Below are 13,745 nucleotides of genomic sequence, written 5' to 3'. Positions count from 1 at the left end.
AAGCTCGTGAACCGTTCCGTCATCGACCATCTGAATGCCGAATTGGCCACTGCCTTCGTGCTGGCCCTGAACGCCAAGCGCTACCACTGGACCGTCACCGGCCCCCACTTCCGCGATTACCACCTGCGCTTCGAGGACCTCTACACCGCCGCCGACGACACCGTGGACGAGCTGGCGGAACGCATCCGCATGGTCGGCGGCACGCCCCTGCACGCCCCGGCCCAGATCGAAGCCCAGTCGAAGGCGGAGATCTCCAGCCCTTCCGCCCGCCTGGATCCCGAAGCCATGCTGAAGGAGGCCCTGGCCAACGAGGAGACGGTCATCACCTACATGCACGAGGGCATCGAGCTGGCCAATGGCGCCGGCGACCCCGGCACCGCCGACCTCCTCACCCGCTTCGTGCAGGTCCACCAGAAAGAGGCGTGGTTCCTGCGGGAGATGCTTGGTTGACCTAAACGAGGGGGGACCGCCCGGACGCTTCGCGTCCTCTGCGTCCCCCCTCGTGCACCCCCACGCGGTGTCCGGGCCAAGCCCGGCCGCCGCGTCTGATACCGGACCCGCACCTGAACATTGTGCCTGTTTCATCCAATTTCCGACTTCTTAAGTAAACTACTCATCCGCGCGTCGCGCTGCCAAGGAGACACCCATGGCTTACACCGCCAAGAACTACGACCACCTGAAGGGCGGCGCCCTGAAGGGACTCAGCGATTCCCAGCTGGACCAGCACTTCGGCCTCTACAAGGGCTATGTCACCAAGCTGAACGAGATCGAGGAGAAGCTGGCGGCGGCGGACAACACCAAGGCCAACTACTCCTTCAACGAGTACAGCGAGCTGAAGCGCCGCGAGGCCGTGGCCTTCAACGGCTCCTTCCTCCATGAGCTCTACTTCGAGAACCTGGGCGCCGACCAGACCATCAGTGCCGGCCTCAAGGCCGCCCTGGATGCCGTGGGCGGCAAGGACAAGGTGATCGCCGACCTCAAGGCCACAGCGCTCTGCGGGCCCGGCTGGGCCCTGCTCACCCGCAACCGCCGCGACGGCAAGCTGCACACCTACTTCGTGGCCGAGCATCACCTGGGCCTGCCCATCGAGCAGGACCTGCTCGTGGTGCTGGACTCGTGGGAGCACGCGTTCATGGTGGATTACGGCACCGCCCGCGCGAAGTATCTCGAAGCATTTGTCGAGAACATCAAGTGGAGCGAAGTCAGCAAGCGCTTCGGGAAGTAACCGACCGCCGGGTGACGAAGCAGGCTGCGGGGCAGCCTGCGTAGTCGGGACCCGGCGAGGAGGTTATGCCGCGCGCGAGCGCCTCAGCGCCTCTCAACGCGTGCTCGCGGTTGGGCCCCCGGATCGGGGGCCCGCCTTTATTCTCCTGTCGCACACCTCCGGCTATCGCACAGCGCCCCGCGCTGTGCTCCCAATCGCTTGTCCCTTCGGGCCTGCGCTCTTGGAGACGGAGCCTCCATGGTGGATTACGGCACCGCCCGCGCGAAGTATCTCGAAGCATTTGTCGAGAACATCAAGTGGAGCGAAGTCAGCAAGCGCTTCGGGAAGTAAGGCGCGCGAGCGCCTCAGCGCCTCTCAACGCGTGCTCGCGGTTGGGCCCCCGGATCGGGGGCCCGCCTTTATTCTCCTGTCGCACACCTCCGTCTATCGCACAGCGCCCCGCGCTGTGCTCCCAATCGCTTGTCCCTTCGGGCCTGCGCTCTTGGAGACGGAGCCTCCATGGTGGATTACGGCACCGCCCGCGCGAAGTATCTCGAAGCATTTGTCGAGAACATCAAGTGGAGCGAAGTCAGCAAGAGCTTCGGGAAGTGACCGACCGCCGGGTGACTACGCAGGCTGCGGGGCAGCCTGCGTAGTCGGGACCCGGCGAGGAGGTTATGCCACCGACGCAGAAGGCCGCCGAAAGGCGGCCTTCTGCGTTCAGGCAAGCCCATGGGTGCAGGCACCTCGGTGCCTCTCGACGCGTGCTCGTGGTGGGGCCCCCGAGCGGGGGCCGTCTCATTTTGGGCGTAACCTGATGGCACCCTCCCGGAGGCGATGTGGCCGCAAAGACGACTCCCTCTGGACTGGAGAACCCGCTGGGCCCAGGCCTCTTCCGGTTCCTTAAGGACCTGAAGGCCCACAACGAGCGCGCGTGGTTCCTGGAGTACAAGGCGCGGTACGAGGCCGAGGCTCGGGAGCCGATGCTTCGCCTCATCGCCGCCTTCAGCGGCCCGCTGGCATCCATCAGCCGCCACTTCATCGCCGATCCGCGGCCCTCGGGCGGCTCCATGTTCCGGATCTACCGCGATACGCGGTTCGCCAAGGACAAGACGCCGTACAAGACCCACGTCGCGGCCCACTTCCCCCACCGGGCCATGCTGGCCGGGGGCGTCCACGGGCCCGGCTTCTACCTCCACCTGGAGCCCGGCGGCAGCTTCGCGGGGGGCGGCCTCTGGCACCCGGATCCCGATGCGCTGTTCAAGGTCCGCCAGGCCATCGCCACCAAGCCCGCCGCCTGGAAGGCCCTCCGGAAGTCCGGGCTGGAGATCGAAGGCGACGCGCTCAAGCGGGTCCCCCAGGGCTTCGATCCCGACCACCCCTGCGCGGAGGACCTCAAGCTCAAGGACTTCTACACCTCCACCGGCTTCACGAACGCCCAGGTGCTGGCTCCCGATTTCGTCGACCAGGTGGCCGCCGCCTGCCGGCAGGCCGCTCCCCTCGTCGCCTTCCTGTGCAAGGCCCTGGACCTGCCTTTCTAAGCGTGCCTTAACGTCCCTGGGCGGCGCGCGAGGCGCGCAGCACGGCCCGGAAGACGTCCGCCACGCCCTGCTCGTCCAGGTGGGCCTCCTGGGCCCAGGCCCGGCGGGCCTGGAGCTGCGAGGCTTCGCGGTCGGGGTCGTGCACGGGCAGGCCCAGCTCCGCCTTGGCGCGGCCCGCCCGCAGCACCAGCTCCGTGCGGCGGGCGAGGAGAGCCACCAGCTCCTGGTCCAGGGCGTCGATGTGGTCGCGGGTCTCCTGGAGGATGGGGGACCGCTCTCCCAGGCTGGGGATGGCCAGCTGCTGCTCGTCCGCGCCTTCGGCCACGGCTTCCGCCAGGGTTTGGTGGATGGCGGAGAGGGCCTCCAGCAGGCCTTCCCGGGCCCCGGCGGCGAAGGGGTTCTGGTTCTGCAGCGCGGCGAAGAGGTGGCCCGCGTCCTCGCGCACGGACTCCAGCGTGCGGGCGATGGCGTGGAAGGAGGGCGGCGTGAAGGGCAGCTCGGCCCCGGCACCCACGGCCAGCAGGCCCTTGGCGATGAAGAAGGTGAGAGCGTGGGTGGTGGCCATAACCCGGTCGTGGTCCTCGGGGCTCTGACGCAACACCTCGCAGCCCAGGCTCTCGAACAGGGCCTGCACGCGGTCGGCCGCAGCCGGATGCCGGGCCGAGGGGCAGAGCACCACGCGCAGCGGCCGCTCCGCCCGGGCCAGGCTCACGGGGCCGAAGAGGGGATGCGTCCCGGCATGGGGGATGGCCGCCCCCAACTGGGCGTCCATTAGGGCGCAAGGGCCCGACTTCACGCTACCCACGTCGAAGACCAGCTGGTCCGGCCGCAGGTGGGGCCGCAGGCTCGCCAGCACGGCGGCTTGGGCGGCGATGGGCACCGCCAGCACCAGGGCCTCGGCCTCCGCCAACTCCTGGAGCCCCGGAGCCCGGTGTTCCGCCGGCACCTCCACCGCTGGATCCCAGGCCCGATAGCCATGGCCGGCCTCGCGGAGCAGCTCGCCCAGAGCGCGCCCGAAGCGGCCATAACCCAGGATGCCGATGCGCATGAACTCCCCTCGCGGTGTGGGGAAATCCTACCGCAGCAGGTCGCGGATGGCCGCCACCGTGGGCACGTGGCCCTGGCTCTTCACCACACCGTCCACCACCAGGCCCGGCGTGGACATCACGCCCCGGGCCACGATGTCCGGGTACTCCGTGACTTTCACCAGGGAGAAATCCACCCCCAGTCCCTTGGCGGCCTCCTCGGCCCGTTCCGCCAGCAGCTTGCACTTGGCGCAACCGCTACCCAGCACTTCGATCTTCATGGTCACTCCTACATCAACACATTGAACAAGTAGCCCACCAGCACGATCCCCGCGGCGACGACGCCCAGGAAGACGCCCAGCAGGCGCGGCTTCAGCACCTTCCGCAGAATGACCGTCTCGGGCAGGGATAGCCCCGTGACCGCCATCATGAACGCCAGGGCCGTGCCCAGAGCCGCGCCCTTGGCCAGCAGCACCTGCACGATGGGGATGATGCCGGCGGCGTTGGAGTACAGGGGCACGCCGATGAGGACGGCCAGGGGCACGCTCCACCAGGCGGACTTGCCCATGAAGCGCGCCAGCAGCTCCGCCGGCACATAGCCGTGCAGGAAGGCCCCCACGGCGATGCCCGCCAGTACGTAGAGCCACACCTTGCGGACGATGTCCTTCGTCGCCTGGAGCGCCAGATCCAGGCGGGCGCCGATCCCGGCGGGGCCACTCCCCGCCTCGGCGGCCGTGAAGGGCACGGTCATCACCCAAGGTTCGAGGTGCCGCTCCATGCGGAGCTTCCCGAGGATCAAGCCCGACACGAAGGCCACGGCCACGCCCGTCACGGTGTAGAGGAGGGCGATGCGCCAGCCGAAGAGGCCCCACAGCAGGAACAGGGCCACCTCGTTCACCATGGGGGCCGACACCAGGAAGCTGAAGGTGGCGCCCAGGGGCACGCCCACCCGCACGAAGCCGATGAACAGCGGCACCGCCGAGCAGGAGCAGAAGGGCGTGGCGATGCCCAGCAGCGAGGCCAGCAGGTTGCCCCAGGCGCCCGTGCGCTTGGCCAGCAGGTCACGGGTGCGTTCCGCGCTGAGGAAGGTCTGCACGAAGCTGACGCCCAGCACCACGACCGCCAGGAGCATCAGCACCTTGGGCGCGTCGTAGGCGAAGAAGGCCACCGCCTCGCCGAGGCGGCTGCCGGGCGCCAGGCCGAAGACCCGGAAGGCCAGCCAGTCGGCGGCCGGGTGGAGCGCTAGGTAAAGCCCGACCCAGACCGGGAGGGCGGCCAGCAGCCACCCCCCCGATGTCCAGAAGCCGCCGCGCGGAGTCGGCGTCGGCGCAGCACAAGCACAGCTTTTCGAAGCATCCGTCATGGCACCCTCACCCGCAGCAGCCGGGCGCGCAGCAGGCCTTCACCGTCTTGGTGGCCTCCACCTGGACGCTGAGCACGGAGCCCGCCAGCTGCTCCAGCTCCTCCGGACTCATGCCCGGGTAGCGTTCTTTGGCTAAGGCCATCAGCTCCGGCGACAGTTCATCCAGCCCGAAGCGCCGCTCGGAGGTCACGGCCACGCCTTCGAAGCCCGCGGCCCGGAGGGCGGCCAGGTAGTCGTCCTTGAGGGTCGCGCCGGATACGCAGGCCGCGTAGATGTCCATGTCCTGGAGCAGCGCTTCAGGCAGAGGCCGAGCCAGCACCAGATCGGAGACGTGGAGGCGGCCGCCGGGCTTCAGCACACGGTAAGCCTCGCGGAAGACCTTGGCCTTGTCCGGGGCGAGGTTCACCACGCAGTTGGAGAGGATGACGTCCACGCTGGCGTCGTCCACGGGCAGGGCCTCGATGTCGCCCTGGCGGAACTCGACATTCCCGTAGCCGTGCTTCCGGGCCAGGGACGTGGCGCGCTCGATCATCTCCGGCGTCATGTCCACGCCGATGACGCGGCCTTCAGGGCCCACGCGCTGGGCGGCGAGGAAGGCGTCGAAGCCCGCGCCGGAGCCCAGGTCCAGCACGGTCTCGCCGGACTTCAGCGCGGCCAGGGCCACGGGGTTGCCGCAGCCCAGGCCCAGGTTGGCGCCCTCGGGCACGGCGGCCAGGTCCTTCGGGTCGTAGCCCACATCCAGGCTGGCGTCGCCGGGAGCGCAGCCGCAGGAGGCGGCAGGCCCACAGCAGCCCTGGTTCTTGGTGACGAAGCCGGCGTAGCGGTCGCGGACGGCGGATTTGAGGGTTTCGGGTTCCATGGTGGGGCCTTTCAGATGGAGGTTTCCCGGGACACCGGAGGCATCCACGTCCCAGGGTGATGGAAGGTCAGTCCCTGTCGCAGCAGGGCGAAGGGGGCGGCGGTTCCGCGGCGCCACCGGCGCAGCAGTCCTGCCAGAGGTAGTCGGTGAGGGCGTGCAGCACGCCGAAATCGGCGCGGTAGCGGAGCGTGGTGCCTTCCCGGGCCACCTGCACCAGGCCGGCGTCGGCGAGGGTGGCCAGATGATGGCTGAGGGTAGAAGCCGGGATGTCCAGGCGCGACTGCAGCTCTCCGGCGGGCGTCCCCGCCTCGGGGCCCTGCACCACGCGGCGCAGGATGGCCAAGCGGACCGGATGCCCGAGGGCCTTCAGCCGCTCTGCCGCCTGTTCCACACGCCCGGTCATGGTCTCCTCCTGGCTTAATTCTAGATTTATCGAAATAGCTTGCAAGGTCTAATTTCGATTTTTTTCGAAATTCATGAAACCCAGCCCCGTTCTTGCCCCAGGGCCTCCAAGCGACGGGCGATCTCGTCGCGGGCGGCGCGGAAACGGGTCCGCAGGTCCTCGGGCGTGAGCGTGGGATCGTCGCTGGCAGGGTCCGGGATGGGCCAGTGCAAGCGCTCGGCCCGGCCCAGGAAGGCGGGGCACACTTCCTCGGCGCAGAGGGTGATGACCAGGTCCACGGAGGCCGGGTCGATGTCCGACACGGGCTTCGAGGTGTGCGTCGAGGCATCGATGCCCCGCTCCGCCAGGGCCTCGATGGCGAAGGGGTTCACGCGGCTCGGCCGGCTTCCGGCGCTCTGGATGCGGAAGCCCGGGAAGAGCTGGCGCGACAGGCCTTCGCCCAGCTGGGACCGGGCGCTGTTGGCCACGCAGAGGAAGAGAATCGAGGTCACCGTGACTCCTTCACAGCATCCGTTCCCAGAATCCCACATCCACCCAGGCGCCGAACTTCCAGCCGGCCTCGGTCATGTGACCCACCTTCCGGAAGCCGAGCTTCTCGTGGAGCCGCACGCTGGGCGCGTTGGGCAGGCCCAGACAGCCCAGGGCCGAGTGGAAGCCGCGCTGCTTGAGCTCCACCAGCAGCGCCTCGTAGAGCGCGGCGCCCCGTCCCTTCCCGTGGTGGCCCTGGGCCAGGTAGACGGTGGTCTCCACGGCGAAGCGGTAGGCGTGCCGGGTCCGCCAGGTGGAGCCATAGGCGTAGCCCAGCACCACGCCATCCTCCTCCCAGACGAGCCAGGGAAACGCGGCCGTCACCTTGGCGATGCGTGCTCCCATCTCAGCCACCGAGACCGGTTCCTCCTCAAAGGTGATGATGGTGCCCCGCACATAGGGGTTGTAGATGTCGGCCAGGGCCGGGGCGTCGATGGGCAGGACGGAGCGGATCATCAGCGGCCTTTCCGGGGGCGCAGCACGCAGGGGCAGGGCCCGTAGAGGAGGGCCGCGGCATCGGTGGCCACGGGCAGACCCTCCTGATCCCAGAGGAGCATGCCGCCGTTGAGGCAGGCCACCTGGGTGAAGCCGTGGTCGAGCAGCAGGTGCGCGGCTTCCTTGGTGTAGACGCCAGAGCTGTCGGCCAGGAGCAGGGGCCGGTCCGCGGGCAGCTCAGCGAGCAGGCCGGGGAGTTCCTCGTGGGGGATGCGGATCGTCTCGGGCACCTTGAAGGCCTTCATCTCCGCCAGCTCATCGAGGCGGAGATCCACCAGGACCGCGCCCTCCTTCAGCACGGCCAGCGCATCCTTCGGCGCCAGGAAGTGCAGCCCCTGGATCACCATGCCCCTGCCGTCGAAGATGCCCATGGTTCACCTCCTGTGGGAATCCGTCGAGGGTTCGGTGGCCGGGCCACCGGTGGCTGCGACCTCCTCCGCGCTGGCGGGATACCACTTCCGCCGCAGCCAGAGGGCCACGTTGACCAGGCCGATGAGCACAGGCACCTCCACGAGCGGCCCGATGACAGCGGCGAAAGCCGCTCCGTGGGCGATCCCGAAGGTGCCGACGGCCACGGCGATGGCCAGCTCGAAGTCATTGGAGGCGGCCGTGAAGGAGAGGGTGGCCGTGTGGCCATAGGGGGCGCCCATCCGGTGGCTGATCCAGAACGAGACGAAGAACATGATGAGGAAGTAGAGCAGCAGGGGCAGGGCCACCCGCGCGACGTCGAAGGGAACCCGGACGATGCTGTCGCCCTTCAAGCTGAACATCACCACGATGGTGAACAGCAGCGACACCAGGGTGATGGGGCTGATCGCCGGCACGAAGCGATGGTCGTACCATTCGTGGCCCTTCATCCGGACCAGGACCAGGCGGGTGAGGAGACCCGCGGCGAAGGGAATGCCCAGGTAGATGAGGACCGTCTTGGCGATCTCGCCCATGGTGATGTGGATGGCCACCCCGTGCAGGCCCAGCCAGCCCGGGGCCACCGTGAGGAAGAACCACGCATAGACCGAGTAAAGCAGCATTTGGAAGACGGCGTTGAAGGCCACGAGCCCTGCGCAGTACTCGCGGTTCCCGCAGGCCAGGTCGTTCCAGACGATGACCATGGCGATGCACCGCGCGAGGCCCACGAGGATGAGGCCCGCCATGTACTCGGGCTTGTCGCGGAGGAAGAGCACCGCCAGGAGGAACATGACCACCGGCCCCGCCACCCAGTTCTGGATGAGGGAGAAGGTCAGGACTTTCCGGTTCAGGAACACCTTCCCCATCTCCTCGAAGTGCACCTTCGCCAGCACGGGGTACATCATCAGGATGAGCCCCGCGGCGATGGGCAGGCTGGTGGTGCCCACGTTGAGGCTGTTGACCGCTCGGTTGAAGCCCGGGACGGCGTAGCCCAGGAGGATGCCCAGTCCCATGGCCAGGAATATCCACAGGGTCAGGTAGCGGTCCAGGAAGGCGAGGCGCTTGGGCGCGATCATGGGCGCTGTCATGGGTGGACTCCAGGGGATAGGACGGGATCTGTCGCAAGGTAGGCGAGTGGCTCGAGCACGACGGAGGGCGTGTGGCGGAGGAGCTCATCCAGGAAGCGGGCCTCCTGGGCCTGGCGCGCCTTCAGGATTGGATCCGTGACCGCCAGGGGCGTGAGGCTCTGGTTCACCACCCAGGCGAAGGGATGGATCCCGGCGCGGGCAAGGTCCCGTTCCAGCTGCATGGCCTCGTGGATGGGCGTGGCCTCGGGTAGGGTGACGAGCAGGATGCGCGTGAAGGCCGCATCGCGAAGCCGCGGCAGGAGCTGCCTCACGGCTTCCGGCACATCGCTGGACTGGCGGAGCACCTCCCGGTGGTAGGCCTCCGCCGCGTCCAGCAGGAGCAGGGTGTGCCCCGTGGGAGCCGTGTCGATGATGACGAAGCCCTCCCGGCCCTGGGCCACCGTCTCCGCGAAGGCCCGGAAGACGGCGATCTCCTCCGTGCAGGGCGAGCGCAGATCTTCCTCCAGGAGCGCGCGCCCCGGGGCGTCCAGGCCCGGCTCCGCCGCGGCCAGGACCTCGGCCCGGTACTGTTCCGTCACCCGCCCGGGATCGATGCGGGTCACTCGCAGCGCGGGCGGCCGCACGCCGACAGCCGCCTCCACATGGGCCGCCGGGTCCGTGGTGGTGAGCGTGACCGGGAAGCCCGCGCCGGCCAGCCGCAGGGCCAGGCGGACCGCCAGGGTGGTCTTCCCCACGCCGCCCTTGCCCATGGTCATCACGACACCCTTCCCCTGGGCCGCCAGACGGTCCGCCAGGGCTTCCAGCGTGTCGAACCGCGACGGGTCCACCGCTTCCCCGGCCGCTTCGATTCGCGGCGAGCCGGCGTCGCCGCCCATGCTCCGCAGGGCCTCCAGGCCGACGAGGCCGTAGGGAAGCAGGGGGACGGCCGTGCGGAGCAGTTCCCGGAGCCCTTCGGGCAGGTGGCCCAGGGCCTGGGCTTCCCGGGCCCGAAGCTCCGCGGCGATGGGATCCGAAGAACCCGTCGCCCGGAGGAGGCCGTTGAGGATCAGGTGGACCTGCCGGAGGCCCAGGTGGGCCAGCTCGATCCGGGTGCGCTCCGCTTCCCGCAATGAGGCCTCGTCGGGCCGGGCCACCAGCACGAGGGTGGTGCGCTCGGTGTCCCGGAGGGCGGCCCGAGCGGCCGCATAGAGTTCCCGCTGGGCCGAGAGCCCCGACAGCGGCCCCAGGCACGAGTTCCCTCCGACATTGGTCTCGATGAACGTGGACCAGGCCGCGGGGAGCTCCAGCAGTCGCAGGGTGTGGCCCGTGGGAGCCGTGTCGAAGAGGATGTGGTCGAAGGCGGCCGTCCGGGCCGGATCGCCCAGCAGGCGGGAGAACACATCGAAGGCCGCGATCTCCGTGGTGCAGGCCCCCGAGAGCTGCTCCTCCATGCTGGCGACGACCGCCTCGGGGAGCAGGCCCCGGACGGGCGCGATGATGCCCTCCCGGTAGGCGCGGGCGGTCTCCTCGGGATCGATGTTCAGAGCCCGGAGGCCCGGCACCCCCGGGACCGGCAGCGGCTCGCCGGAAAGCGCCGTGCCCAGCACCTCATCCAGGTTGGAGGCCGGGTCCGTGCTGACGAGCAGCACCCGCTTCCCCATATCCGCCAACGCAATGGCCGTGCTGCAGGCCGCGGAGGTCTTGCCGACACCTCCCTTTCCCGTGAAGAACAGGAGGGGAGTGGGATGAGGGACCAGGAGAGCCATGGACACGCTTCAGCAGAAGGAACTGGGGGTCTGGTTGGTACCGGCGGTGTCTTCCATCGAGGAAGCCGCGAGCCCGGGCCCGAGGTCCGAGGCCTCGATCCGACTGCGGGAGGGCTGGGCCAGGTAGCGCTCCGCCAGGCTCAGGACGGACTTGGCGGGGACCTGCTTGACGCTCTGGGCCGTCTGGACGGCCCGGAGCATGTCCTCCCGCGACACGCCGAGGCGCCGGGCCTTGTCGTAATGGAACTTGAAGCAGTTCTCGCAGTTCGACGCGACGGCGGCGCCGATGGCGACGAGTTCCTGGACCGCCTCCGTGAAGAGGGAGGGTTCCGGAGCTCCCAGTCCCACCCATGCGGCGAGTTCCTCCCTCGCTGGGTAGCGTCCGCGGCTTCGGACCTGGCCCTCCACCTTGATCAGCGGCAGGGCCTTCTCTCTTTCACCCTGGAGCGCCGCCTTGACCTCAGGATCCTGGGCGAACACGAGGGGCTGCTGCGCGAGGTTGTACCGCTCCACGGCCACGCCCTGCGCCTTCACCCAATCCAGATCCGCGGAGAAGCGCACAAGCTTGGGATCCACGGAGGGGCCGCAGACGCCGGTGGCGCAGCACATGGGGGGATCGAACACCTGGACTCGGATCACGGAACCTCCTCTGGCGCTGAGTTCACCTGTTTCGATTCCAGCCTCCGGCCCGCCCCATCGCAGGCCGGAAAGGGTACGATCGAGGTGGGCGGGCGATCCGGAGACATGAGGGCTCCCTAGCCGCAGTCGCAGTCGTCGCCGCAGTCGCCCTTCTGGCCGCCGGCCTCCTCGCAGGCGCAGGCACCGCCGCAGCAACCACCGGCGCTCTCGCCCACCAGCGTCGTCTGGGCCAGAGCCATGATCTGCGAGTGGGGATCGCCCTTCACGCGGAGGGCCATGTTCACGGCTTCGATCATGTCGTCGTTGGAAACGCCCAGCTCGGCCAGCCGGCTCTGATGGGCCCGGAAGGCCCGCTCGGCGTTGGCGCCGATGGCAGCCCCGAGCGCGATGAGGTTGAGGGTGGTCTCGTTGAGGCCGGATTCGGTGGCGGTCTCAGTCTGGGCCTGGGTGGTCATGGGTGCTCCTGGAGGGTGCGTGAAGGGGGACAGTCCGAAGGGGTGCAGGGATCGCAGCGCAGGGCGAGGGCCTGGGCACGGTCACGGGAAAGCTCCGCCTCGGCCCCGGCCATGAGCGGCCAAAGAGCCTCCAGGAGGGGGCGGGCGGAGGCCTCGTCGGACAGGGCCACATGGACCCAGCGGCCCACCTTCCACTCGCGCACCAGCCCCGTCCGGCGCAGGCCGGTCAGGTGTTCGGAGACGGTGGAGGGTGCCAGCCCGAGCACCTCGGCCACCTCGCAGACGCAGAGCTCGCCCGCGTGCAGCAACGCCAGGATGCGCAGGCGCACCGGATGGGCCAAGGTCTTGAGGATGTCCACGAGGGGACGAAGGGGGTCTGATGTCATTTCGCTATTTCCCGAAACATCGTCATCATACCCTGCCGCTCAGGACTTGCCATGCCTCGTCTTTTGATATTAGCTGAAACCAGCTTTCCCATCAGGAGTTCCCATGCCGCAGACCCCCACCGCCCTGCTGCCGTTGGCCCTGGCCACCCTCCTCCAGGCCCAGTCGCCCTTTGTGGCCGCACCGCCGATGCCGTCGCCCGTGCCAGTGCTGAAGGAGTATCCGGCCACTCCCGCCGGCAAGCTGCTCCGGGAGATCAAGGAGCATGCCGAGGTGGTCGCCCGGGTGGATTACCTCTGCGACGTGATCGGCCCCCGTCTCACGGGTTCCGAAAAGCTGAGGCAGGCCCAGGCCTGGGCCAAGGGGGAAATGGTGCGGCTCGGCGCCGTGAACGTCCACGAGGAAGCCTACGATTTCGGCCTGGCCTGGACCCGTGGTATCGACACTGCGCGCCTGCTCACCCACAACGGCATCCACTTCCGGGTGGACCAGCTGGCCTGGACCCCGGGCACCAAGGGCACCGTGCAGGGTGACCTGCTCATGGTGGACGCCCGGAACCTGGAGGAATTGAAAGCCTTCAAGGGACACCTGAAAGGCCGGATTCTGCTGCGCACCAACCCCGACGACAAGCGCCCGCCCCTGCCGCGGCGGGGCGGCGACTTTGAGGCCTACCAGGCGGAGCAGACGGCCATGACGCAGTTCCTCCTCGACGAGGGGGCCATGGCCACGCTGTCCATGTCGGGCCGCAAGAACGGGCTCAGCTTCACCAGCGGTGGGGCCGGGCGCGATCCGAAAAAGCCCGGGCTCCCCGCCGCCTACGTGCCCCAGGAGCCCTACAAGATGCTGGTGCGCCTGCTGGGGCGGAAGGAGCCGGTGAGGCTCGAGCTGTCTCTGGGCGGCGGTTTCTCGGCCAAGCCCGTACAGGCCTACAACGTCGTGGGCGAAATCCCCGGCCGTGAGCTGCCTGGGGAAGTCGTCATCGTGGGCGGCCATCTGGACAGCTGGGACCTGGGCACCGGCGCCACGGACAACGCCACCGGCAGTTCCGTCTCCCTGGAGGTGCTGCGCGCCTTCCAGGCCACGGGCCTCAAGCCCCGGCGCACCCTCCGCGTGATCCTCTGGAGCGGCGAGGAACAGGGCCTGCTGGGCTCCCGCGCTTACGTGGAAGCCCACAAGAATGAACTGGACGCCATCCAGGCCGTGCTGGTCGATGACATGGGCACGGGCATGCTGAAAGGCTTCACGCTGCAGGGTCGCGAGAATTGCCGAGGCCTCATGGCCCAGGCCATCGCCCCCCTCAACGACCTGGGCGTGAAGGACCTCTCCCTCCGCACCATGGGCAGCACCGACCACGCGCCCTTCGACCGGGCCGGGGTGCCCGCCTTCGCCGCCATCCAGGAGCCGGTGGACTACTTCCTGGGCACCCACCACAGCCAGATGGACTACCCGGACCATCTGGTACCGGACCAGCTGGTGCAGGGCGCCCAGGCCATGGCCGTCACCGCCTGGGGACTGGCGGAAATGCCAGCCCGACTGCCCCACGGTCACCTTCCGGCCCAGCCTGTGGCGGGCGCCATCAATCCCCAGGGGCGGCCTTGACCTGAGCCCACC

The 13,745-nt window shown here is 68.9% G+C and carries 19 protein-coding genes; 6 read left to right on the top strand and 13 right to left on the bottom strand.

What is annotated here, in order from left to right; translation table 11 throughout:
- Positions 1-6 precede the first annotated feature (6 nt).
- The 5 genes from NOV74_RS14025 to NOV74_RS14005 all read left to right on the top strand — a co-directional run bounded on the left by NOV74_RS14025 (position 7) and on the right by NOV74_RS14005 (position 2,745).
- Positions 7-450 carry a Dps family protein gene (locus NOV74_RS14025; RefSeq protein WP_257313725.1) on the top strand — a complete coding sequence of 148 codons (444 nt, stop codon included), beginning with the start codon at positions 7-9 and terminating at the stop codon, positions 448-450.
- A gap of 196 nt (positions 451-646) precedes the next feature.
- The gene (locus NOV74_RS14020; RefSeq protein ID WP_257313722.1) at positions 647-1,225 is read left to right on the top strand and encodes a Fe-Mn family superoxide dismutase; all 579 of its coding nucleotides are present in this window, start codon (positions 647-649) and stop codon (positions 1,223-1,225) included.
- A gap of 237 nt (positions 1,226-1,462) precedes the next feature.
- Positions 1,463-1,555, top strand: coding sequence for a Fe-Mn family superoxide dismutase (locus NOV74_RS14015; protein WP_257305687.1), 93 nt, complete (start codon positions 1,463-1,465; stop codon positions 1,553-1,555).
- Positions 1,556-1,723: 168 nt separating this feature from the next.
- Positions 1,724-1,816 (top strand): Fe-Mn family superoxide dismutase, encoded by a 93-nt coding sequence (locus NOV74_RS14010; RefSeq protein WP_257313719.1) that lies wholly within the window; start codon positions 1,724-1,726, stop codon positions 1,814-1,816.
- A gap of 227 nt (positions 1,817-2,043) precedes the next feature.
- Positions 2,044-2,745 (top strand): DUF2461 domain-containing protein, encoded by a 702-nt coding sequence (locus tag NOV74_RS14005; RefSeq protein ID WP_257313716.1) that lies wholly within the window; start codon positions 2,044-2,046, stop codon positions 2,743-2,745.
- Positions 2,746-2,752: 7 nt separating this feature from the next.
- Here the strand turns inward: NOV74_RS14005 and NOV74_RS14000 are convergent, their stop codons facing one another.
- The 13 genes from NOV74_RS14000 to NOV74_RS13940 all read right to left on the bottom strand — a co-directional run bounded on the left by NOV74_RS14000 (position 2,753) and on the right by NOV74_RS13940 (position 12,136).
- Positions 2,753-3,793 carry a prephenate dehydrogenase/arogenate dehydrogenase family protein gene (locus NOV74_RS14000; protein WP_257313713.1) on the bottom strand — a complete coding sequence of 347 codons (1,041 nt, stop codon included), beginning with the start codon at positions 3,791-3,793 and terminating at the stop codon, positions 2,753-2,755.
- Between the two features lie 27 nt (positions 3,794-3,820).
- Entirely contained in the window at positions 3,821-4,051 is a 231-nt protein-coding gene (locus NOV74_RS13995; protein WP_257313709.1) for a thioredoxin family protein, read from the bottom strand.
- An 8-nt stretch (positions 4,052-4,059) separates the two neighbouring features.
- Complete coding sequence (locus NOV74_RS13990; protein WP_257313706.1) at positions 4,060-5,133, bottom strand: permease; 1,074 nt, start codon at positions 5,131-5,133, stop codon at positions 4,060-4,062.
- 7 nt (positions 5,134-5,140) lie between these two features.
- Positions 5,141-5,992 carry an arsenite methyltransferase gene (gene arsM, locus NOV74_RS13985; RefSeq protein WP_257313703.1) on the bottom strand — a complete coding sequence of 284 codons (852 nt, stop codon included), beginning with the start codon at positions 5,990-5,992 and terminating at the stop codon, positions 5,141-5,143.
- A gap of 67 nt (positions 5,993-6,059) precedes the next feature.
- Positions 6,060-6,395, bottom strand: a complete 336-nt coding sequence (locus NOV74_RS13980; protein WP_257313701.1) for an ArsR/SmtB family transcription factor — start codon at positions 6,393-6,395, stop codon at positions 6,060-6,062.
- Between the two features lie 71 nt (positions 6,396-6,466).
- A complete protein-coding gene (locus NOV74_RS13975) occupies positions 6,467-6,886 on the bottom strand; it encodes an arsenate reductase ArsC (RefSeq protein WP_257313697.1) in 420 nt (139 codons plus the stop codon).
- Between the two features lie 10 nt (positions 6,887-6,896).
- Positions 6,897-7,379 (bottom strand): arsinothricin resistance N-acetyltransferase ArsN1 family B, encoded by a 483-nt coding sequence (locus NOV74_RS13970; protein WP_257313694.1) that lies wholly within the window; start codon positions 7,377-7,379, stop codon positions 6,897-6,899.
- Positions 7,379-7,789, bottom strand: coding sequence for a rhodanese-like domain-containing protein (locus NOV74_RS13965; protein WP_257313690.1), 411 nt, complete (start codon positions 7,787-7,789; stop codon positions 7,379-7,381). Before NOV74_RS13965 ends, NOV74_RS13970 begins: the two co-directional genes overlap by 1 nt.
- Before the next feature lie 3 nt (positions 7,790-7,792).
- Entirely contained in the window at positions 7,793-8,911 is a 1,119-nt protein-coding gene (gene arsB / locus NOV74_RS13960) for an ACR3 family arsenite efflux transporter (protein WP_257313688.1), read from the bottom strand.
- Positions 8,908-10,656: an arsenical pump-driving ATPase gene (gene arsA, locus NOV74_RS13955; RefSeq protein ID WP_257313685.1), complete on the bottom strand. Its 1,749-nt coding sequence runs from the start codon at positions 10,654-10,656 to the stop codon at positions 8,908-8,910. The genes arsB and arsA overlap by 4 nt, the downstream gene beginning before the upstream one ends.
- 9 nt (positions 10,657-10,665) lie before the next feature.
- Positions 10,666-11,295 (bottom strand): arsenite efflux transporter metallochaperone ArsD, encoded by a 630-nt coding sequence (gene arsD / locus NOV74_RS13950; RefSeq protein ID WP_257313682.1) that lies wholly within the window; start codon positions 11,293-11,295, stop codon positions 10,666-10,668.
- Between the two features lie 116 nt (positions 11,296-11,411).
- Positions 11,412-11,750 carry a hypothetical protein gene (locus NOV74_RS13945; RefSeq protein ID WP_257313680.1) on the bottom strand — a complete coding sequence of 113 codons (339 nt, stop codon included), beginning with the start codon at positions 11,748-11,750 and terminating at the stop codon, positions 11,412-11,414.
- Positions 11,747-12,136 carry an ArsR/SmtB family transcription factor gene (locus tag NOV74_RS13940; RefSeq protein ID WP_257313677.1) on the bottom strand — a complete coding sequence of 130 codons (390 nt, stop codon included), beginning with the start codon at positions 12,134-12,136 and terminating at the stop codon, positions 11,747-11,749. The genes NOV74_RS13945 and NOV74_RS13940 overlap by 4 nt, the downstream gene beginning before the upstream one ends.
- Before the next feature lie 103 nt (positions 12,137-12,239).
- On the opposite strand from NOV74_RS13940, the gene NOV74_RS13935 reads away from it, so the two are divergent.
- Positions 12,240-13,733: a M20/M25/M40 family metallo-hydrolase gene (locus NOV74_RS13935; RefSeq protein WP_257313674.1), complete on the top strand. Its 1,494-nt coding sequence runs from the start codon at positions 12,240-12,242 to the stop codon at positions 13,731-13,733.
- Positions 13,734-13,745 lie beyond the last annotated feature (12 nt).

The organism is Geothrix fuzhouensis, from assembly GCF_024609325.1.
In the GTDB taxonomy this organism is placed as follows: domain Bacteria; phylum Acidobacteriota; class Holophagae; order Holophagales; family Holophagaceae; genus Geothrix; species Geothrix fuzhouensis.
The sequence above is the reverse complement of the archived record's forward strand: the minus strand, read 5'-3'. Positions and strand labels throughout refer to the sequence as shown.